The organism is Arthrobacter sp. zg.Y820 (assembly GCF_030125555.1).
Classification (GTDB): Bacteria; Actinomycetota; Actinomycetes; order Actinomycetales; family Micrococcaceae; genus Arthrobacter_B.
On record NZ_JASKLX010000002.1, the window covers coordinates 52,788 to 74,068 of the forward strand.

17 protein-coding genes and 1 pseudogene are annotated in these 21,281 nt (G+C 63.9%); 10 read left to right on the forward strand and 8 right to left on the reverse strand.

All coding sequences use genetic code 11. The features are described 5' to 3' along the window. The first annotated feature begins 8 nt into the window (after positions 1 to 8). Complete coding sequence (locus tag QNN99_RS03830) at positions 9 to 1,490, forward strand: sensor histidine kinase (RefSeq protein ID WP_229965109.1); 1,482 nt, start codon at positions 9 to 11, stop codon at positions 1,488 to 1,490. A gap of 178 nt (positions 1,491 to 1,668) precedes the next feature. Here the strand turns inward: QNN99_RS03830 and QNN99_RS03835 are convergent, their stop codons facing one another. After that, complete coding sequence (locus QNN99_RS03835; protein ID WP_104052537.1) at positions 1,669 to 1,917, reverse strand: WhiB family transcriptional regulator; 249 nt, start codon at positions 1,915 to 1,917, stop codon at positions 1,669 to 1,671. A gap of 248 nt (positions 1,918 to 2,165) precedes the next feature. Here QNN99_RS03835 and QNN99_RS03840 point away from each other — a divergent pair, with 248 nt between their 5' ends. From QNN99_RS03840 to QNN99_RS03865, 6 genes and pseudogenes are all read left to right on the forward strand, one after another. After that, positions 2,166 to 2,603, forward strand: coding sequence for a hypothetical protein (locus QNN99_RS03840; protein ID WP_229965110.1), 438 nt, complete (start codon positions 2,166 to 2,168; stop codon positions 2,601 to 2,603). A 401-nt stretch (positions 2,604 to 3,004) separates the two neighbouring features. Then, a complete protein-coding gene (locus tag QNN99_RS03845) occupies positions 3,005 to 5,011 on the forward strand; it encodes an acyltransferase family protein (RefSeq protein ID WP_284015639.1) in 2,007 nt (668 codons plus the stop codon). Positions 5,012 to 5,111: 100 nt separating this feature from the next. Further along, a pseudogene (glf, locus tag QNN99_RS03850) lies at positions 5,112 to 6,305 on the forward strand (UDP-galactopyranose mutase); the annotation flags it as partial. Next, positions 6,302 to 8,338 carry a glycosyltransferase gene (locus QNN99_RS03855; protein ID WP_229965113.1) on the forward strand — a complete coding sequence of 679 codons (2,037 nt, stop codon included), beginning with the start codon at positions 6,302 to 6,304 and terminating at the stop codon, positions 8,336 to 8,338. The pseudogene glf and the gene QNN99_RS03855, both read left to right, overlap by 4 nt. A 2-nt stretch (positions 8,339 to 8,340) precedes the next feature. After that, positions 8,341 to 9,210: an ABC transporter permease gene (locus QNN99_RS03860; protein ID WP_229965114.1), complete on the forward strand. Its 870-nt coding sequence runs from the start codon at positions 8,341 to 8,343 to the stop codon at positions 9,208 to 9,210. A gap of 2 nt (positions 9,211 to 9,212) precedes the next feature. Next, positions 9,213 to 9,944 (forward strand): ABC transporter ATP-binding protein, encoded by a 732-nt coding sequence (locus QNN99_RS03865; RefSeq protein ID WP_229965115.1) that lies wholly within the window; start codon positions 9,213 to 9,215, stop codon positions 9,942 to 9,944. 149 nt (positions 9,945 to 10,093) lie between these two features. Here the strand turns inward: QNN99_RS03865 and QNN99_RS03870 are convergent, their stop codons facing one another. Further along, a complete protein-coding gene (locus QNN99_RS03870) occupies positions 10,094 to 12,088 on the reverse strand; it encodes a DUF6541 family protein (protein ID WP_229965116.1) in 1,995 nt (664 codons plus the stop codon). Positions 12,089 to 12,210: 122 nt separating this feature from the next. Next, positions 12,211 to 13,482 carry a lipopolysaccharide biosynthesis protein gene (locus QNN99_RS03875; RefSeq protein ID WP_229965117.1) on the reverse strand — a complete coding sequence of 424 codons (1,272 nt, stop codon included), beginning with the start codon at positions 13,480 to 13,482 and terminating at the stop codon, positions 12,211 to 12,213. Positions 13,483 to 13,659: 177 nt separating this feature from the next. Here QNN99_RS03875 and QNN99_RS03880 point away from each other — a divergent pair, with 177 nt between their 5' ends. After that, a complete protein-coding gene (locus QNN99_RS03880) occupies positions 13,660 to 14,565 on the forward strand; it encodes a glycosyltransferase family 2 protein (RefSeq protein WP_229965118.1) in 906 nt (301 codons plus the stop codon). 58 nt (positions 14,566 to 14,623) lie between these two features. Next, positions 14,624 to 15,547, forward strand: a complete 924-nt coding sequence (locus tag QNN99_RS03885; RefSeq protein WP_229965119.1) for a glycosyltransferase — start codon at positions 14,624 to 14,626, stop codon at positions 15,545 to 15,547. Positions 15,548 to 15,642: 95 nt separating this feature from the next. On the opposite strand, the gene QNN99_RS03890 is transcribed toward QNN99_RS03885, so the two are convergent. After that, complete coding sequence (locus tag QNN99_RS03890; protein ID WP_229965120.1) at positions 15,643 to 16,422, reverse strand: glycosyltransferase; 780 nt, start codon at positions 16,420 to 16,422, stop codon at positions 15,643 to 15,645. A gap of 179 nt (positions 16,423 to 16,601) precedes the next feature. Here QNN99_RS03890 and QNN99_RS03895 point away from each other — a divergent pair, with 179 nt between their 5' ends. Next, positions 16,602 to 17,486, forward strand: a complete 885-nt coding sequence (locus QNN99_RS03895; RefSeq protein ID WP_229965121.1) for a glycosyltransferase family 2 protein — start codon at positions 16,602 to 16,604, stop codon at positions 17,484 to 17,486. A gap of 243 nt (positions 17,487 to 17,729) precedes the next feature. On the opposite strand, the gene QNN99_RS03900 is transcribed toward QNN99_RS03895, so the two are convergent. The 4 genes from QNN99_RS03900 to rfbB are packed head-to-tail and all read right to left on the reverse strand — an operon-like array spanning position 17,730 to position 21,259. Further along, positions 17,730 to 18,140: a DUF2304 domain-containing protein gene (locus QNN99_RS03900; RefSeq protein ID WP_229965122.1), complete on the reverse strand. Its 411-nt coding sequence runs from the start codon at positions 18,138 to 18,140 to the stop codon at positions 17,730 to 17,732. Positions 18,141 to 18,145: 5 nt separating this feature from the next. Next, complete coding sequence (locus QNN99_RS03905) at positions 18,146 to 18,811, reverse strand: glycosyltransferase family 2 protein (RefSeq protein WP_229965123.1); 666 nt, start codon at positions 18,809 to 18,811, stop codon at positions 18,146 to 18,148. A gap of 4 nt (positions 18,812 to 18,815) precedes the next feature. Continuing rightward, a complete protein-coding gene (locus QNN99_RS03910) occupies positions 18,816 to 20,258 on the reverse strand; it encodes a sugar nucleotide-binding protein (protein ID WP_229965124.1) in 1,443 nt (480 codons plus the stop codon). Positions 20,259 to 20,260: 2 nt separating this feature from the next. Then, positions 20,261 to 21,259 carry a dTDP-glucose 4,6-dehydratase gene (gene rfbB / locus QNN99_RS03915; protein ID WP_229965125.1) on the reverse strand — a complete coding sequence of 333 codons (999 nt, stop codon included), beginning with the start codon at positions 21,257 to 21,259 and terminating at the stop codon, positions 20,261 to 20,263. Positions 21,260 to 21,281: the final 22 nt, after the last annotated feature.

Here is a 21,281-nt window from a genome sequence, read left to right on the forward strand (position 1 = left end):
AAGAGACAGTGGCCATATTTACCGATCCCATCAAGGACCATGCCGATTTCGGACCGGGGGATGCGGAGTGGCTGCACCTTTTGGTCGGCGACTGGCAGCTGGTCGCCGACCTGGCCTTCGCCGACCTGGCGCTTTGGTTTCCGCTGCCCGACGGCAGCTACGTGGCGCTGGCGCACGCCCGCCCCTCGACGTCGCACACTGTTTTCCACAGTGACTTCGTCGGGGAGCGGATCCGTGCGGACCTTCAGCCGCTGGTGGACAAGGCCTGGGCCAGCCAGGTCATCGAACGCTCCAGCGAAACCAACTGGACGACTGACACGGCCATGCGGGTGGAGGCCATTCCCTTCGTCCGCAACGGCCGCACCCTGGCCGTGGTGACCAGCCACATGGACCTCTCCTCCTCCCGCATGCCATCGCGCCTGGAGCTGACCTACCGCCAATGCGCCTACGACCTGCTGCGGATGGGAACCTTGGGCCTGTGGCCGGATTTCGCCACGCCCACCGGGTCGCGCCGGGGTGCGCCGCGCGTCGGCGACGGGCTCATCCGCATGGATGCCGACGGCGTCGTGCAGTATGCCTCTCCCAACGGGGTTTCCGCCTTCCGGCGACTGGGGGACATGGAAAGCCTCGAAGGACGTTCCCTCGCGGAAATTACGACGGCGCTGCTCAAGGACCGGCGGATGGTGGATGAAACGCTGCCGCTGGTCGTGACCGGGCGGATGCCGTGGCGCACCGAGATCGAGTCGCGCGGGGTCAGCCTGTCCCTGCGGGCCATACCGCTGCGGGACGAGAAGGAACGCTTCGGCGCCCTGGTGCTGTGCCGGGATGTTTCCGAGCTTCGGCGCCGGGAAATGGAGCTGGTGTCCAAGGACGCCACGATCCGCGAAATCCACCACCGGGTGAAGAACAACCTGCAGACCGTCGCTGCGCTGCTGCGGATGCAGTCCCGCCGGATGGAGAGCGAGGAGGGCAAGCAGGGGCTGGACCAGGCCATGCGCCGCGTCGCCACGATTGCCCTGGTCCACGAAACGCTCTCCCAGGGCCTGACCCAGAACGTGAATTTCGATGACCTGATCGACCGGCAGTTCCGTCTGGCGGCCGAGGTCGCCTCGCCCACCCAGCAGGTGAGCACGGAGAAGGAGGGGTCCTTCGGGGAGCTTCCCAGTGACTTCGCCACGCCGCTGGCACTGGTGATCAATGAACTGGTGACTAACGCCGTCGAGCACGGACTTTCGGACCGCAAGGGCACGGTTTGGCTCAGTGCCGCCCGCCAAATGGGGCCCGACGCCGAGGAGATCCTCACGGTAACCGTGGCCGACGACGGCGTGGGGCTGCCGCCGGGGCCGCGCCGGGAAGGACTCGGACTCCAGATCGTGCGCACTTTGGTGCAGAGCGAACTGGACGGCACCATCGACTGGTCTTCGCGGCCGGGCGGCGGCACCGAGGTGCGCATCGAGATGGGTCTCGACGCCGAATCGCGCAAGAGCTGACCGGGGGTAACACTGCGTCTATTAAACGCAGCGCCGGTTGAACACTGCGCCTGTTAAACACCGTGCCGGTTGAACGCTGCGCCTGTTAAATACCGTGTCGGTTAAACACCAAGGGCCGCTGCCCTGGGCAGCGGCCCTTCGAAGTCTCTCGGACCTGGGTCCGCAGTTAGTGCGTCAGTTAGGACGCGCGTCGTGCACGAGCGGCACGGCGCTTGAGGGCGCGGCGTTCGTCTTCACTCATACCGCCCCAGACGCCAGCGTCCTGGCCGGTTTCGATAGCCCACTGGAGGCAGGTATCCATGACCGGGCATCGGCGGCACACACTTTTGGCTTCTTCGATCTGAAGAAGAGCCGGGCCGGTGTTGCCCACAGGAAAGAACAGCTCCGGATCCTTATCCAGACACGCTGCGCGGCTCCGCCAATCCATGCTAATCACAATCTCCTCTAGATAGTTGACTCCCACGTGTTTGTGAAAACATTCACGAGCAACTGCAAACGAAAGGGGCCAGTTCAGGCCCCTGATTTCCCCAACTACTAGGATTCCACGATACGGAAACTCAGACAAGGGTTAGTTCGCTCTTACTTTCCGCCAAACCATGAGGGATGCGTCACAGCGTTCCGGGTGGGGGGCCGGAGACGTGGGCGTCCTCCGACTATCTCCGGTAGTGTGCCAGTGTGTCAAGACCCAATGAGCCGCACCCGGGCGCCGGTCATCCGGTGTCCCGTCCGCCGGCAGTTCTCATCATCTCCGCCGTCCTGGTCCTGGAAGCCCTCGTGCTGCTGGGCATCGCCGGCTGGTTCGTTTACAACCTCTTCACTGCCACCCCTGCTTCCATGGGCGGGGCCGTCTTCACCACGGTCCTGATCGCGGCAGCCGGTATCTGGCTGCTGGCCCTCGGGCACTTCTTCTTCCGCGGATACCGCTGGACCCGTGCCGGTGCGCTGGTCTTCCAGCTCTTCGCCGTCGTGATCGCCGTGCCCACCCTCCAGGGCGGGGTCATCCTCACCGGGCTGCTGCTGTTGCTGCCGGCAGCAACAGTGTTGCTGCTGCTGTTTACGCGACCCGTGCTCGAACACACCAGCAAAGTGTCCGGAGACCCCAAGGCGTTCTAGCCGGAACACCCCCGTGCGGGACATCCCCGTGCGGAAGATCCCGGTGCGGTGCAGACGCGGTTCCGCTGTCGGATCAGCCACACACTTCTGCTTCGCAAACCCCTTCCAGCGGCTCCTTCCGTGAGCCCCGCGAGCCGTGATCGCCAGACCGGAAGCCCGACCGGGAAGCGCGCCCGGACGCTCGGGGGAGCGTCAGGACGGCGGATTCGGCACCGCAGGCGGCCGTTCCTTAAACTATGTGGCAGCGGGTTCGCGGAGGGACCGGCCGCGGCGGCCGCCATCCGGAGCTCCCATGGTTGGGGGGGTAGAGTCTATGGCTGAAATACCTGTACCAATGAGAGGTTTTTGTGTCGCAGCAACAAACGGATACCCACGGGCACTCCGCCGACAGCACACCTCCAGTGGCACCACAATCCAGTTACCGCCCGGAAGTACAGGGTCTGAGGGCCCTAGCCGTACTGATGGTCGTGACCTACCACATCTGGTTTGGCCGGGTTTCGGGCGGGGTGGACGTCTTCCTCCTGATCTCCGCCTTCCTGCTGACGCTGTCGTTTGTCCGCAAGGTGGAAGCCGGCCGGGCACTGGACCTTGGGCGCTACTGGTTGCGCCAATTCAAGCGCCTGCTGCCGCCGGTCGCGGTAGTCCTGATCGGAACACTGACCGCCACGGCACTGTTCGTTCCGCAGAGCCGATGGACGGACATCCTCTCGCAGAGCTGGTCCTCGCTCCTGTACTTCCAGAACTGGGTCCTGGCCGCCGAATCCGTGGACTATTACGCCGCCGACCACAGCACGGCCAGCCCCCTGCAGCACTTTTGGTCGCTGTCGATTCAGGGCCAGGTTTTCCTTCTCTGGCCGTTGCTGTTCGCCGCATCGGCGTTCCTGGCGAGAACCTGCCGGATCCGCTTCCGCCGCGTCGTGCTGGCGGTCTTCGGCGGCGTATTTATTGCCTCCCTGAGCTTTTCCATACTGGAGACCTACGGAAACCAGGCGCACGCTTACTTTGATACCCGCACCCGGCTGTGGGAATTTGCCCTCGGCACCCTGCTTGCCCTCGCGCTGCCGTACCTGAAGCTGCCCCGCGGCCTTCGGGTTGCCGCCGGCTGGCTGGGGCTCGCCGCCATGCTCAGTGTCGGGTTCCTGCTGGACGTGCAGGGCCAGTTCCCCGGATATGTGGCTCTCTGCCCGCTCCTGGCCGCAGCCCTGGTGATCCTTGCCGGCCAGACGGGCAGCCGTATTGGTGCCGACCGCCTGCTGTCGTGGAAGCCGCTGATGCGTCTGGGCGACATGTCCTACGCCCTCTACCTGTGGCACTGGCCGGTCCTTGTGATCTACCTGATCTGGCGCGGTCGCCAGGAAGTGGGCCCGCTGGGAGGAACGGCAATCATCGGCCTGTCACTCATTCTGGCCTACCTCACAACCAAGCTTGTCGAGCGTCCTCTGCGGTCCTCGGACTGGGTCAACCGCACTTCCCTCCGCGCCGTCGGAGTCATAGCGGTGTGCCTCGCCGTAGTTGCGGCTCCACTCGCCGGATGGCAGCAGGGCCTGCGGCTGCAGGCCGAGCACCTGGCCGAGCAGGCAATCAAGGAAAACCCGGGAGCGCGCGTGCTGCTGGCTGATTTCGACGATGTCAGCAGCGGAGAAGCACAGCCGATTCCGGCCCCCAGCATGATGAACCAGGAGTGGGGCGGGCTTCCGGGCGACTGCACGGAATACGGCGACGGACCAACGGACCCGTTGCTCGCTAAACGCTGCATGAGCACCGAACCCGTCACGGATCCGGAGAAGACCATCCTGGTGGTGGGCGACTCGCACACCGAACAGTGGCTGGGGGCCATCGAACCGATGGCAGAGAATCACGACTACCGGGTGGTTGCCCTGCTGTTGGGCGGATGCTCCTTCGGCGCGTATTCGGAAAGCCGCGGACCGGCATGCAACGATTTCAACAGCGCAGTGCTGGACTACGCGTTGGAGCTGAAGCCGGATGCCGTCGTCGCCATGGCGACAGCGGCCCAGTCTGCGGACGCCGCCGATCTGCCCGTCGCCGGTCTCCCGGAGGCCTCCGAACTGCTCCGGCAGGAAGGTATCCCGGTGGTGGGCGTCCGGGACAACCCGCGCTATGACTTTGATGTGCTTGAGTGCGCGGAAACGCACGGTGCCGTGTCGGCCGAGTGCTCCGCAGAGGTGTCGGAGAAGCTCTCGAATCCCGGCACAGTGGTCTCCTACTTCGACTCCCTGCCCGGGGTGGAGCTGGTGGACATGACCGACATGATCTGCCCCGGCGGAAACTGCGTGCCCCTCGTCGGCAATGTGTACGTGTATATGGACAGCAACCACCTCACGACCACTTACACATCGTCGATGGCCGATGAATTCGACCGCAGGTTCCATGCAGCCCTCGGCTGGTAGCAGCCGGGACGTTCACGGAAAATGTGCCCCCCACTGGAATGTCAGATAACCTAGACCGTCGGGTACGTGCCCGGATAGGCCGTACCGAAACAAACAGGAGAACCAAGTGAACGTTGACCTCGTCGTCGTTGGGTCGGGCTTTTTTGGCCTGACTGTAGCCGAGCGGGCTGCCAAGGAACTGGGCCTGAAGGTCGCAGTGCTGGACCGCCGCCATCACATTGGCGGCAACGCCTACAGTGAGAATGAACCCCAGACAGGCATTGAAGTGCACCGCTACGGTGCGCACCTGTTCCACACCTCCAACGAGCGGGTTTGGGAGTACGTCAACCGCTTCACCGAGTTCACCAACTACGTGCACAAGGTTTACACCAGCCACAAGGGCGAGGTGTATCCGATGCCCATCAACATGGGAACTATCAACCAGTTCTTCCGCTCCTCCATGGGCCCGGCAGAAGCGCGCGCCCTGATCCAGGAGCAGGCCGGGGAACTGGCAGGCACTGATCCGGCCAACCTCAACGACAAGGGAATCCAGCTGATCGGCCGGCCCCTGTACGAGGCGTTCATCAAGCACTACACCGGCAAGCAGTGGCAGACGGATCCCAAGGACCTGCCGGCGGAGATCATTTCCCGACTGCCCGTCCGGTACACCTATGACAACCGGTACTTCAACGACACCTATGAGGGCCTGCCCAAGGACGGGTACACCGCGTGGATTGAGCGGATGGCCGACCACCCGAACATCCAGGTGCACCTGAAGACCGATTTCTTCGACGAAGGCCACGAGTTCTCCCGGAATTCCACGCTGGGACAGGTGCCGGTGGTCTACACCGGCGCCGTGGACCGCTACTTCGATTACGCCGAAGGCAACCTGTCCTGGCGGACCATCGACCTCAAGGAAGAGGTCCTGCCCGTCGAGGACTTCCAGGGCACCTCCGTCATGAACTACCCGGACGAAGACGTTCCCTACACCCGGATCCACGAGTTCCGCCACTTCCACCCGGAACGGAACTACACCAAGGACGCAACGGTCATCATGCGCGAGTACTCCCGTTTCGCGGAGAAGGGCGATGAGCCGTACTACCCCGTGAACACCGCGGAAGACCGCGCAAAGCTGCTCGCCTACCGGGACCTGGCCAAGGGCGAAAAGTCGGTGCTGTTCGGCGGCCGCCTCGGAACCTACAAGTACCTTGACATGCACATGGCAATCGGATCGGCATTGTCGATGTACGACAACAAGATCAAGCCCCACTTCACCGGCGGGGCAAAGCTTGAAAGCGGAGGAGTGGACGCATGAGCCATCCGACAACCGAATCGAAGCCCGGCGCAGCCAAGGAAGCGGCCAAGGCGGCAGCCGGGGAATCAACCCAGTGGCACACGCTGCAGCGGATCATTTTCCCCGACCAGAGCCAGATGGATACCGCCCTGCTGTACGTGGACAGCGGCTCCGCAATGGGTGCTCAGTTCAACACCATGGACGGCTCCATGATGAAGTCGACCTCGACGAAGAACACCGAGGCGATCGCAGTCAGCGGCGAGGTGCATGTCGAGGATTTCCTCTCCCGCACCTCCACGATTTCCCGGCCCGGACAGCGGCTGTCCTTCGGCACCTACTTCAACGCCTTTCCGGCAAGCTACTGGCGCCGCTGGACGGACGTTGAAAGCGTCAGGCTGCATGTGCAAACCAAGGGTGCCGGCGCCATCAGCGTCTACAAGTCGAATGCCCGCGGTTCGCTGCAGCACGTCGAAACCCGGCGGGTGAGCGGCGACGCCGAGACAAACATCGACCTCACGCTCAAGCCGTTCGGCGACGGCGGCTGGTACTGGTTTGACCTGGTGTCCGGCTCCGAGCCCATGGCCCTGGTCAACGCCGACTGGCGCGCGCCGGGCGAAGCCAAAAAGCCCGGCTCGATCACGCTCGAAATCACGACGCTGAACAAGAACGAGTTCTGCCTCAACAACCTGAAGATCCTGGCCGAGAACCCGGAAGCGCTGGAAAACGTCGCCGAAGTGCTGATCGTTGACCAGGGCACCAAGAAGCTCGTTGACGCCGAGGGCTTCGAAGAAGCCAAGGCTGCGCTGGGCGGCAAGCTCCGGATGATCCATCAGGGCAACCTGGGCGGATCCGGCGGATTTGCCCGCGGCATGTACGAAGCGGTGGAAAACGGCAGCGACTACGCCCTGCTGCTCGACGACGACATCGTCATGGAGCCGGAGAGCATCACCCGCATGCTCACCTTCGCGGACCACTGCAAGACCCCGACCATCGTGGGCGCGCACATGTTCGACCTCTACAACCGGTCGGTCCTGCACACCTTCGGCGAGACGGTGAACCTGTTCCGCTTCCAGCCCGACCATCCCTTCAAGGAACAGGTCCTGGGCCACGACTTTGCCCGCACAAACCTGCGCACCACCTCATGGATGCACCGGCGGGTGGACGTGGACTACAACGGCTGGTGGATGTGCATGATCCCCACCGAGGTCATCCGTGAAATCGGGCTCTCCCTGCCGGTCTTCATCAAGTGGGACGACGCCGAGTACGGCCTGCGCGCGAAGGCCGCCGGCTACAACACGGTGTCCATGCCCGGTGCCGCGGTCTGGCACATCACCTGGGCCGACAAGGACGACGCCGTCGACTGGCAGGCGTACTTCCACAGCCGCAACCGCATCATCACGGCCCTGCTGCACAGCCCCTACCCCCGCGGCGGGCGCGTGGTGCGGGAGGGCAGCTTCATCGACGTCAAGCACCTGATCTCCATGCAGTACTTCACGGCCCAGGGCCGCGTCATGGCCCTGAAGGACCTGATCGCCGGACCGGAGCAGCTGCACGAGATCCTGCCCTCCAGGCTGCCCGCCATCCAGGCGATGCGAAACGAGTTCTCGGAGGCGCAGTTCAAGGCCGACCCCGAAGCGTTCCCCCGCCCCGGCATGGGCAAGCCCCCGCGGCACGGCCAGGGCTTCAAGGCCCCGTCCTACGTGACCCTCGTTCCGTGGGCCGCCAAGACCATCGTGCGGCAGCTGACCAAGCCTGTTGCCAAGGCCAGCATCGAGCGTCCGCAGGCCCGCGTCGCGCACATCGACAACCGCTGGTGGCGCATGTCCCAGTACGACAGCGCTGTTGTTACCAACGCCGACGGAACGGCCGCGTCCTGGTACCAGCGCGACCCCAAGAAGCTGCGCGCCCTGCTGGCTGAAGGTGCCCGCCTGAATGCGGAGATCCTGAAGGACTGGCACAAGCTGAGCCAGAAGTACCGCAAGGCGCTGCCGGAAATCACGTCCATGGAAGCGTGGAAAGCGACATTCGAAAAGCACTCGGAAGAGAGTAAATAAGCTTGTCTACCGGAGAACTCGTTACCCCCGGTTCCGGGGGAGGGCTGCGCGACGTGCTGCGGTCGCGCTATCTGTTGAAGCTGCTCGTTTCCAAGGAACTCAAGGTCCGTTACCGCGGGTCGGTGCTGGGCCTGCTGTGGTCCTACGTCAAGCCCGGGGTCCAGTTCCTGGTGTTCTGGTTTGCGCTGGGAGTCTTCCTCGGGCTGAACGAGTCAACGCCGAACTTCCCCATCTACCTGTTCTCGGGCATTATCCTGATCAACTTCTTCAGCGAAGCGCTGGGGAACGCGTCCCGTTCAATCGTCGGCAACGGCGGCCTGATCAAGAAGATCTACCTGCCCCGGGAACTGTTTCCCGTGGCATCGGTCTGGGTCTCAGCGGTGCACTTCCTGCCGCAGCTGCTGATTCTCCTGGTGGCAACGCTCATCACCGGGTGGCGGCCGGGCCTGTCCGAAATCGGTGCTGCCATCATTGGCTTCGTGATCGTGGCGCTGCTGGCCACCGGGCTGGGACTGTTCTTCGGCGCCGTGAACGTTTACTTCCGGGACTCCGAGAACTTTGTGGACATGCTGCTGATGATCGCCACCTGGGCCTCCCCGGTGCTTTACCACTGGCAGATGGTCCGCGATTCACTGGGAACGACGGCGTTGACCATCTACCAGATGAATCCGCTGACCACCGCCGTGGAACTGTTCCACCATGCATTCTGGCTGCCGACCACCGGCTGGGATGATGCGGCAGTGATTGCCGAGACCCCGCCGGGACTCCTCACGCTCTGGATGCCCGTGGCTCTGGTCACGTCCGTCCTTGTCCTGATTCTGGGGCAATTCACCTTCCGGCGGCTGGAAGGCCGCTTCGCTCAGGAGCTCTAGACGTGTCCACGGCAATTGAAGTGCACAACGTTTCGAAGGAATTCGTCCTTCGCCACACCCGGTCCATCAAGGAAGCGTTCGTCTGGTTGGTCAAGGGACGCAAAGGCGACCTCTCGGAGAAGTTCTTCGCGTTGAAGGATGTTTCCCTGGAGGTGAAGCAGGGCGAATCGGTGGCCCTGCTGGGACTCAACGGTTCGGGAAAGTCGACCCTGCTCAAGCAGATCTCCGGCGTCATGCTGCCGGATTCCGGTACCGTGGGGACGCGCGGCCGGGTGGCCGGACTGATCGAGGTGGGGGCCGGATTCCATCCGGACCTCAGCGGACGTGACAACGTCTTCCTCAACGGTGCCATCCTCGGCATGTCCGAGGCCGAGATCCACGAGAAGTTCGACTCCATCGTCGAGTTCTCCGAGATCGGACAGTTCATCGACACCGAGGTGAAGTTCTACTCCTCGGGCATGTACCTGCGCCTGGCTTTTTCGGTTGCGGTGCACACCGATCCTGAGGTTTTCCTCGTTGATGAAATCCTTGCGGTGGGTGACGAGCCGTTCCAGAAAAAGTGCATCGCCAAGATCCGGGAACTGGCGGAGGAGGGCAAGACCCTCGTCGTCGTCAGCCACGACCTGGACCTGGTGGCGAAGATCTGCGAACGGGGCGTGCTGCTGGAACGCGGCCAGATCGTCATGGACGCTCCGGTCGCCCAGGTGGTGGCCCGCATGCGGGGCCAGGAGTAAGCACCCCGTGAACTGAGCTGAGCGCAGCATAAAAAGCCAGCCGCATAAAGAAGCCAGGATCGACTTGTCGATCCTGGCTTCTTTGCTGCCGGGGACTGTAATGCCCAGGGGCCGGGTGTAATGCCCGGGGGCTGGGCGCCCCGGGGCTCCTAGTCGCAGCCGGTGACGCGGTACAGGCTCGAGGCGGGACCAGTGGAGGCTACCAATTCGAACCCCGGGTCGCCGGCCAGATCCGTTACACCCACATATTCAACCCCGCCGAGTTCGGCCAGGACCTGATTGCCGAAGTCCAGGACATAGTCGACATTCTTGTCCTCGACCGCGGCGCAGACCTCCGGTGTGAAAGTGTCGAGTTCCGCGGAGATCAGCACCCGCTCCGGGTCCGGGGGTGCGAAGAGATGGGGCGTCAGGACCTCGCGGCCGTTCAGCGCGTAGGCCATGGAACTGCCGTTCCACGGATTGACTGCGATCACCGAGTCCTCCGGAACGTACTCGTCAAGCTGGTCGACCAATTCGAGTTCGGCCGGAGTGAGCAGCGGCGAAGCCTCGGTGAAGGAGTAGAGCATGGTCTTCTCCTTGATGTACTGCTGGACCGGACCGAAGTAGCCCACCAGAGCAAGCCCCACCGTGCCAACGGTGAGAGCTGCGGCGGCCAGCGGCTTTCCGTACCGGCGGAGACCCGGACGCAGCCGATCAGCGTTGGCGGTTGCAAACTTCATTACGGACTCCACGATGGCCCACGCGCCAACGGCGCCCAGCGCCGTGGCGAAAACCGGAAGGAACCCGGCGATGCGGTTCGTGTCCTGGTACCAGTTGCCGGTCAGGAAGTTGCGCAGGAAGCCGCGTTCCACGGCAGCATCGACCACATAGAGGGTGACGGCGATGGCGTAACTGACGACCAGCCAGCGGTGCTGCCGGATGTGGAACAGATAGATGGTGCCGGCTACGGCCAGGATCGTTACCAGCCAGTTGACGGACATCCCCATCGGCCCGTTGGTCAGCGCTTCGCCGATGGCGCCGCCCATCGTCGAGGTCGGCCCCCAGTGGTCGTAGAACCCCGGGCGCAGGAACATCCACAGGGCAGCCGCCACTGCTGCTCCGGCCACGGTGACCACTGCGAACAGTGCGACTTTCCTGCCGTTGACGGGCTTGCGGAGGAGCGGACGTGCCGCCCGGCCCCAGGCGACCAGAATTACCGGGAGAGCGAAGATCAGGACGGCGTTCACCGCGCTCATGTGCGCCGTGGAGATCCCGGCAAGTCCCAGGAGGAGGGCGAACCACCAGGAGCGGCGCAGCGGCTGGTCGGCGTCCAAAGCGGATCCGCGGGCCAGCATCACTACAACGCCGATCAGCAGCGGAAGCATGGTGACCGCCAGCATGGTGGGGAACACCGGTCCCCAGACGAGCAGCATATAGGGGAAGGCTACCTGTACGGCGGAGAGCACGCCGGCAGCCAGGGTGATGACGGGATTGGTGCCGAAAACCTTCCGGACCAGGAACACGCAGGCAAGCGGCCAGATCAGGCTTGCGGCAACAATGTTGATTGAGTTTTCCGACAGGGGCACCGATGCCCCGGTGAGCTGGACCGTCATCGCGGCAAAGGAATGCCACAGGGCCGGATACAGGCCAAGGGCACCCTCGCCCTGTGCCTGTCCGAGCGTCAGCGACGATGCGGAGCCGGTTTCGACAATGTAGCGAATGGCATTGAGATGGAAGACATTGTCGAAATTCTGCGCGAAGTTGTCGGGCTGGCCGATCAGCTGCATGAGGCGCCGGGCCACCATGGCCGCGGCGATGACAACTGCTGCCACGGGCACCCAGACAGTGCGCCAATGGTTTTCCCTGCGGGCACCGGTCGACGCAGTCTCAGCGGCCGGGGTGTTCCGGCGCCGGCCGCCGAGAGTCAGGAGGAAGGCAGCCAGAGCCGTAATTGCCGTGCCGGCCAGATAGGTCCAGATATTCCACTGCACGCCGATAAGGCCGGCGAGGACTCCGAAGACGCCGACGACGGCTGATGAGAACGCCGGAGCCAGGGCCAGGAGCGAAAAACCCTTGAAGCGGAGGCACAAGGCAATTACAAAGCCTGGAATGACCACCAGCCCCGCCGTCGTCAGAAGAGCGGGCAGAGCGGGTATCCAGGACAATTGGCCTCCTTGGTGAATTTAAAACGCGCCGCTGTAAACGGCCAGCACTCAGTTTATCCCTCAGCCCCGCGAGCGGGGTCAAATACTTGGGTCGGTGAGAGCAAACGCGCACACTGCCGCGGTCAGGAAGCGTCGGGCGAGCTGTGCTGCTGGTCCTTCGGTTCTGCCTGCCGGCGGCGGAAATAGCGCCGGACGACGGCGAGCTGGTAGACGGCCACTGTTATTTCCGATGCTGCCAGGGCCCAGGCGACCCCATCCACGCCAACGGTGAGCGAACCGACAATAATCAGCGGAATTCCAATGCCGGCACCTAAAACCGTGGAGGACGCCAGAGCCTTGCCTTCTCCGATGGGGATCAGGCAGGCCAGCCCCACGATTTGAGAGATGGTGACGGCGCCGAAGACGATGCCCATGGGGATCGCGAGACCGTAGCCCACCGCGATCTCGCCGGAGGAGAGCAGCCGGCTGGCCCAGGGGATGCAGAGCGCCATGACTGCCGCACCGGCGATGGCCACGGCAGGGGCCAGCCGCGTTGCAACACGGATCCGGCGGTCCTGTACAGCGGGGACGGGGTCGGCAATGGAGCCCTGAAGGACCTGCACCAGCGGCCCGACCGCTGTCAGGCCGTAGCGGAAGAACTTGTCCGCCATGGCAAACAGCGGGCGCCCGGCCGGGATGACGGTTGAGATCACCAGCAGGGGAGTGTTGACATACAAGCTGGACGTTGCCGCCGTGATGACGCCGTGCCTTTGGCCCGCGAGCCGGGCGGCCGCCCGACGCAGGTTGAGGTCAACGCGGGGCGCCTCATCGGCGTTTCGCCGGATCAGCAGTGCACTGGCGCACACCCCGATCACACTGAGCGCCAGCTGGCTGAAGAGGTAGACAAAGACATTTCCGGTCAGCATCAGCCCGACCAGTCCCAGGACGGTTCCGAGGGTTACCGGCAGGGTGTCGAAGACCAGTAGTCGTCCCGGCCGGGCGTCGCCGACGAAGTACCAGGAGGCGCCGAGGAAGGGCACCAGGTAGGTGACGCCCGCAGTGAAACTGACAGCGACGTCGTCGGAGGCGACGAGATGGACAGTCAGCGCGACCAACGGAAGGGCCAGGAGAAAGAGGTACAGGCGGCTGACCAGCGAGTCGAAAAACATCTGCGGCCGCTCCGGCGCGGGCATCCCGGCAACCATCGCCGGACCCGTCGTTCCCCATCCGAACGACACCAGGACACCGAACAGCAGGGCGATCGATTGCCCGACGGCGATGATGCCCCACGTTTCCTGGCCGGCGTTGCCGATGACAATGGGAATGGCGAAGACACCGACCAGCGTGGTAATCCCCACTGAGGCGCCAAACGCGCCGAACCGCCGGACGTGCCGCAGCACCGTTCGCTGACCCAAAGAAATATCCTCCGTTTGCCGGGCTGCGCGGAGTTCAGCGGCCGTCCGTCGCTGCCCCGTCCCGCATTGAAGTCTAACGCAGGGCGCTCTTTGGCTTGGTATCATCGAGCTAGTGCCCGCCTGCACTCTGACTGTCGCAAGCCGTCGTTGGAGTGCTGCATCAACGATTGGAATTCCTTGTCTGTAGCAGCCGTCGTCGTCTCCTTCAACCGCATTGAGCTGCTCCGCAAATGCCTTACGGCGCTGCAGAACCAGGACCACCGGCCGGACGAGATCATTCTCGTGGACAACGGATCAACGGACGGGGGCCCGGACATGGTCCGCAGCGAATTCCCGGACATCACGATTTTTGAAACCGGAAACAACCTTGGCGGCGCCGGTGGATTCGCCTGGGGGCTGGAGCACGCCATCGCCCGCGGGCACGATGCGGCCTGGCTGATGGATGACGACGCCGAACCGCTGCAGGGCAGCTTGGGTCCGCTGGTCCAGGCCATGGAGAACGCCGACGAGCGACCCGGATTCATCACCTCGCTGGTGGTCAATGATGCCGGTGAGCCCAACGAGGGCCATCTTCCGGACCTGTCGAGCGACGTGTCCAAGCAGCTCAAGGCGGCGGCGCTTGGCGGCATTGCCGTCAACAGCGCCAGCTTTGTCGGTGTCCTGATCGACCTCCGCGCCGCTGCCGGCATGCCGCTTCCCTACGCCGACTTCTTCATCTGGTTCGATGACGCCGAATACACCCGGAGGCTCTCCCGGGCCACCTTCGGCGTGGCGATCCCCGGAAGCCGCATCTACCACCCCGAGAAGAAAAACCAGGCTGACATGGGTGGACGCCTCTTTTACTACCTGCGCAACAACCTGTGGCTGCGGCGCCTCGACCCGCAGCCGCGCACGCTGCTGCAGAACCCGGTGCGCTGGGGTGCCGGCATGGCGGTCCTCGCCCTTCGCCAGGGTGCCCAGGCCAAGGACCGGAAGGTCTGGGCCTCCTCGGCCTTCCGCGGCTTGTACGAGGGCCTGGCCAAACGTCCGCGGACCATCCGTCCCGGGCAGCTCATCAGCGGCGCGGTGCGCCTGGGCTCGTAACACCCTATTCACCGCCGCAATTTCCGAACGATTACTCGCTCAGCGAGAGGTGTCCCGCATGTCTGTTCCCATCGGAGTAACAGCCGTTATCTCCGCCTTCAACCCGCCGGCAGACCTGGTGGCGAAGGTTGAACGCCTGCTCAAGCAGGTCGACCACGTCGTTGTCGTTGACGATGGTTCTCCGAAGGATGTATCGGAGGTGCTGGCCGGACTCGAATCGGCCGGCGCCCTGGTTCTCCGGCAGGAAAGCAACATGGGCATTGCCGCGGCGCTCAACGCCGGCATCGCTGCCGCGCGCCGCTTCAGCCCCGAATGGTATCTGACCCTGGACCAGGATTCGGAGCTTGATCCGGATTACGTGGAGCGCGCGCTGCAGGCAGCGGAAGCCGCCAAGCGGGCGGCTGTGCCCGTGGGCATGGTCTGCGCCGAATCCCACAACCGGCTTCCGGTGATGCTCCAGAAGCCGGGGGAGGACTTCCCTGAAGCCTTTGACCCGATGCAGTCGGGGACTCTGATTCCGGCATCAACGCTTGAAGCGGTCGGAATGCTGGAAGACGACCTGTTCATCGACTGCGTCGATTCCGAGTACACGGCCCGGATCCGCCAGCACGGACTCAAAGCCATCATCGCGCCGGGGTGCAACATCACTCACGCCGTCGGAGACGCCAGGCCGATGCGCCTGGGAACCTGGCACGTCACCGTCGGCGGACAGAAACGATTCGTCCATTCCCATGCCCCGTTCAGGGTCTACTACATCACCCGCAACGGCATCGTCATGTACCGCCGGTACGCGACCAAGCAGCCGGTGTGGGTGCTGCGCAGGATTGGCTTGGAAGTGGTGTTCTACGGTGTGCGCGTGGTTTACGGGCCGCACCGCCTCCGCCAGATCGCCGCGATCGGCTTGGGAATCCGGGATGCACTGACCGGACGGATGGGAAAGATCTCCCCGGCAGGCAGCAAACTGGTCACACCGCGCCGCTGACGGGGCATCCCCGCCGGGGATGCCCCCCCCCGGCGGGAGTCGCTGACGGCCGGCTCCGCAGCCGGTCTCAGTACAACTAGCCGGTCTCAGTACAGCTAGGGGTGCAGCTGGCGGCGCGAGCGGCGGATTCGGCCGCGGGCCTCGAAGAATGCCCGGACGAGCATGAACCGGGCTTTCAGGATGAGCCGCAGGCTGCGCCACTGTTTGGGAGTGGTGTTGTTCTCGTGCAGCCGGCGCACCAGGGTGTCCTGTTCCAGATGAGCCATCCTCCCCGCGAGGTTGCCCACCAGCGCGATCCACTGATCGTGGGTTTCGTCCAGGAAATCGGGGAAGGGAAGGATGAGGTCCCGCGCCGGGCGGCGGAACGCCATGGCGCAGCCGAAGTAGGGCCGATAACCGATCCAGAGGGCAAACAGGTTTGCCCAGCGGCGGGAGCTGTCCGCGGCCCGGAGCCGGATTGACTCGATCCGGCGCGGCTGGTGACCGAAGAATCCAAAGTTGCTGGCAACGACGTCGGCGTCCTGCAGCGCTGCGATCATTGCCTCCACGCGGCCCGGGAGCCAGACATCGTCCTGGTCCGCGAGGAAAACGTACTCGCCCCGGCTCTGCGTCAGGGCCGCCTCAAAATTCCGTACGTATCCGCGGTTGTCGCTGGAGGAAATCAGGCGGATGCGGTCATCGGCGATCCGGGAAACCACCTTTACGGTGTCGTCGGTGGAGGCGTCGTCCACGATCACGAGTTCGTCCGCCGGGCCCAGCTGCGGAAGAATTGAATCGATCTGTTCGGCGATGTGGGCGGCTCCGTTGTACGCCGCCATGCAGACGCTGACACGAACCTGGGGCGTCTGAATGTTCCTGGCACTGCTGGAAGTCATGGGTTCCTCGAGGATCTGCGGCACGGACGCAACAAGTTTACCCGGTGGCCTGTTTCGACTTAGCCGGACGGCTTCCATATAGTGGACATGTCCCATGTCTCCACACTGCCTGCAGCCGCGCTGCCATCTGCGGCCGCTGTTGGGCAGCCTGCAGTATGAAGTGAAAGAAGCCACTAGCCGTGACAGCCGTTGATGTAATGTTCCCGTACTACGGAGACGTGGAACTCATGAAGCAAGCCGCCCGGAGCGTGATGGGGCAGCAGCATCAGGACTGGCGCCTCGTGGTCATCGACGACGGCTATCCGGACCCTGAACCCGCACGCTGGTTCGGCACCATCGACGATCCCCGGGTGACCTACCAGCGCAATGAGGTGAACCTCGGCGCTAACGGCAACTACCGCAAGGCCGTGGGCCTGGTGGAGGCCCCCATCGTGGTCATCATGGGTGCGGATGACGTCATGCTGCCCAACTACCTCTCGGTAGTGGTGGAGGCGTTCGAGCAGTTCCCCGAGGCCGCCGCTGTCCAGCCCGGAGTGCAGGTTATCGATGAGGCGGGGCGGGCAACGCAGCCGCTCGTTGATCAGGTGAAGAAGGCCGCCTCGCCTCGCGGAAATGACCGGCGGGCGCTTCAAGGTGAAGCGCTGGCCACCAGCCTGCTGCACGCCGGCTGGCACTACTTCCCGTCCATCGCCTGGCGTTCCGATGTCATCAAGCGCATCGGCTTCCGGAGCGAATTCGACGTCGTCCAGGACCTGGCGCTGATCCTGGATATCGCCGCCGACGGCGGAGCCATGGTCCTGACGCCGGAACTCGCGTTCCTGTACCGGCGCCATTCCGGATCCGATTCCTCGGTTCGTGCCTTGGACGGCCGCCGCTTTGACGAAGAGCGCCGGTTCTTTGAAGGCGAAGCCGAGCGTTTCTCCCGGATGGGCTGGAACCGGGCCGCACGGTCCGCCCGCCTCCACATCACTTCACGACTGAACGCAGCCACCATGATCGGGCGCGCCCTGGTGAGCCGGAAGACAGAGGCGATCCCCAAGCTGGCGAAGCACCTCTTCCGCTAGGCGGATTCGGTTCCTGCCGCAGTGCGGGCAGAAAAGCGGGCGCCCCCCCCCCGGGGGGGGGGCGGGGGTGTGTTGGGGGGGGTGGGGGTTTAGGGGGGGGGGGGGTTTGGGGTCGCGGGCCGCGGGGGCCCAAAAAAGGCGCCCCCCCCCCGGGGGGGGGGCGCCCGCTTCTTGTTGCGGTGCTGTGGTTCTTACGGTGCTGTGGTTGTTGCGGTGCTGTGGCGGTGCAATTCGTGCGTGCCGTCAGGAGCGCGGAGCTTCCTTCGGCTGCTGGTCCCCATCGGTCCGGGACTCCGTCAGCTCAAAGTCTGCGGACACCCACGGCTTGGGTGCTTCATCGAGGGCAATGCGCCGGGAGAGGGCGGTGACAGAGTTCTCCATGGTCCGGAAACGCTGGTACGTGGTGGCCATGAACACGAAGAAGCAGACGATCGTGGCATACAGCACGAGGTCCGTGCCGCGGCCCACTCCCAGGAAGCTGGCTACGCGGGTAAGGACGTCCGGAAAGAAGATGGACAGCGCCGCAGCCAGGGCGAAGACCATCAGCATGATCCGGCGCACGGCAAGGTGGCGGGCGTTTGCCCCGCCGCGCATAAGCACCAGCGAGACGAGGATGACTGCCAGGACGAGGACGATCTGGACGATTAGTAGCACTTAGCTCACCTAAAGAAGAGTTCTGCCAGGATGTTGACCGAGTTCAGCAAGGACTGGCCTTTGGACTTCGAGTAGTCCGTGTAGATGATTTCCACCGGGTGCTCCACCCAGTGCGGTTTCATCACGGCCAACTGGTTGACGAGCTCCGAGGCATGGGCCATGCGGTTCTGGGTCAAATGCAGTCGGGAGGCAACGTCGCGGTTCATGGCCCGCAGTCCGTTGTGCGCATCCGTCAGGTTCATTCCGGTGGCCAGGCGCGACTGGATGGCCGCGGTCTTCAGCACCAGGCGCTTGGCCTTCGAGATCTGGGTCCGGTTGTCCAGGAAACGGGAACCCAGCACGATGTCGGCTTCGCCGGCTTCCAGCCGGGCCACCATCGCCTGAGCGTCGACAACCCGATGCTGCCCATCGGCATCAAAGGTAACGATGCTGGTCATTCCGGGGTCGGAAAGCGCATATTCGATGCCGGTCTGCAGGGCCGCGCCCTGGCCCAGGTTGATCGGATGCTGCACCACCACGGCACCTGCAGCGCGGGCTGCGTCTTGGGAGCCGTCGCGGCTGCCGTCGTCAACGCAGACCACATGCGGAAAGACCCGGCGGAGATCCTCGATAACCGAACCAACCACAGTGGCTTCGTTGTACATCGGAATAACGATCCATGTTCGGTTCACTCGTTTAGTATCCCATATTGCTGGTTGCTGAAGCTTTTGGAGAAAGGTACTGACCCAGCCGGACTGAGGCTTCGACCGGTGCGAAACCGGTGGAACGGATCCTGTCCAAGGCAAGGACACTGTTCAGCGGCCGCGGGGCCACGCCGGCTTTCCCCTTGAAATACTCTGCCGTGCTCACCCCGGTCACATCCGTGCGTGCCCGGCCGAGGGTCTCGTAGACATCGGCGGCGACATCGGCCCAGGAGACCGGATCGCCGTCGTTCGTGAGGTTGTAGGTGCCAAACGGGGCGCCTGTCTCCACGAGGTGCCGGATGCCGGCGGCAAGGTCCTCGGTGAAGGTGAGCCGGCCGATCTGATCATTGACCACCGCGGGGCTGATGCCCCGCTCCGCCAGCGAAGCCATGGTGCGGACAAAGTTGTTGCCTTCACCGATGACCCAGCTGGTCCGCACGATGTAGTGCGCCGGAACTGCCGACACAACGGCGTCACCGGCAGCCTTCGTCTGCCCGTACACGCCGAGCGGTGAAAACGGCTCATCCTCGGGGTGCTCGGCTGCCGTACCGTCAAAGACGTAGTCGGAGGAAACCTGAACCAGGGTTATCCGGTTCTCCGTCGCGGCGCGGGCCAGGCGGGCTACTGCGTTCACGTTGATCTCCCAGGCAGCGGCACGCCCCTCGGGAGTCTCGGCGGCATCGACCGCGGTGTAGGCGCCGGCGTTGATGATCGTGGAGTAGTTCTTCCAGTTCCGGTCGGCGAAGGCCAACGGATCGGTGAGGTCGAAGTCGGCGCGGGTGGCAAACTCCACGTTGGACTCGCCGGCATAGGCGGCGCGCAAGGCCTTCCCGAGCTGTCCGTCGGCACCCAGGACCAGGATTTTCTTCGCAGCCATGGGCACGACGTCGGCCAGCCTCGGATGCGCCTTGTCCTTCGCCGAGAGTTCGGCCTGCTCCAGCGGGATCGGCCAGTTGATGGCGGCGGTCTCGTCGGCCAGGTTCAGGAACGTGTACTGGCCCTGCGCATCGGCACTCCAATGGTCATTGACCAGGTACGTGTACGCAGTGTTGTCTTCGAGCGTCTGGAACGCGTTTCCCACGCCGCGGGGAATGAAGATGGCCGAGTCCGGGCCCAGCTCGGCCGTGAATACGGTTCCGAACGAGGGGCCCTCGCGCAGGTCGACCCAGGCGCCGAAGATCCGGCCGGTCGCCACGGAAATGTACTTGTCCCAAGGCTCGGCGTGGATGCCGCGGGTGGTGCCGGACTTTTCGTTGAAGGAAATGTTGTTCTGCACGGGACCAAAATCGGGCAGCCCGAGCGCGAGCATCTTCTCCCGCTGCCAGTTCTCCTTGAACCATCCGCGGTTATCCCCGTGAACAGGGAGGTCATAAAGGACGACCCCGGGAATCGGCGTCTCATGGGGGACGAGCGGCTTGGAAAACTCCAGTGTCATATTTACTGTCCCTGAACCTTGTACTTTGCTTCGGTCTCGTCCTTCTGCGGCCGCCACCAGGCCTCGTTCTCCCGGTACCAGGCAATCGTGTCCTCGAGCCCCTGCTCAAAGTTCGAGAATGCCGGCTTCCAGCCCAGCTCATTGCGCAGCTTGGAGGAGTCGATGGCGTACCGCATGTCGTGGCCGGGCCGATCAATCACCTGGTCATACGCGTCGGCAGGCTGGCCCATGGAACGCAGGATCAGTTCGACAACTTCCTTGTTGTTCTTCTCGCCGTCGGCACCGATGAGGTAGGTCTGGCCGATCTCGCCCTTGTCGATGATCCGCAGGACCGCTGAGGAATGGTCGTCGGCATGGATCCAGTCCCGCACGTTTTCCCCGGCGCCGTAGAGCTTGGGGCGGACGCCGTCGATCACGTTGGTGATCTGCCGCGGAATGAACTTCTCCACATGCTGGTAGGGCCCGTAGTTGTTGGAGCAGTTGCTGATCGTGGCCTGCAGGCCGAATGAGCGAACCCAGGCACGCACCAGCAGGTCCGAGCCGGCCTTCGTCGAGGAATACGGGCTGGAGGGGTTGTACGGGGTGGATTCCGTGAACCGCTCCGGATCGTCGAGTTCCAGGTCACCGTAGACCTCGTCGGTGGAGATGTGATGGAACCGGACGCCGTGCTTCCGGGCAGCTTCGATCAGGGTGTACGTACCGATGATGTTGGTGTCCAGGAAGGGACGCGGGTCATGCAGCGAGTTGTCGTTGTGGGATTCGGCGGCGTAGTGCACGATGACGTCGGCGTTTGCTGCCAGCCGGTCCACCAGCTCTGCGTCGCAGATGTTTCCGTGGACGAAAGTGAAGCGCTCAGCGGGCAACCCGTTCAGGGACTCAAGGTTGCCGGCGTAGGTCAGCGCATCGAGCACTGTGACGTGATGGTCGGTGTTGGCAAGGGTGTAGCGAACAAAGTTCGAGCCAATAAAGCCGGCGCCGCCGGTCACGAGGAGTTTCTGCATGTAGATCAACACTACCGGATTT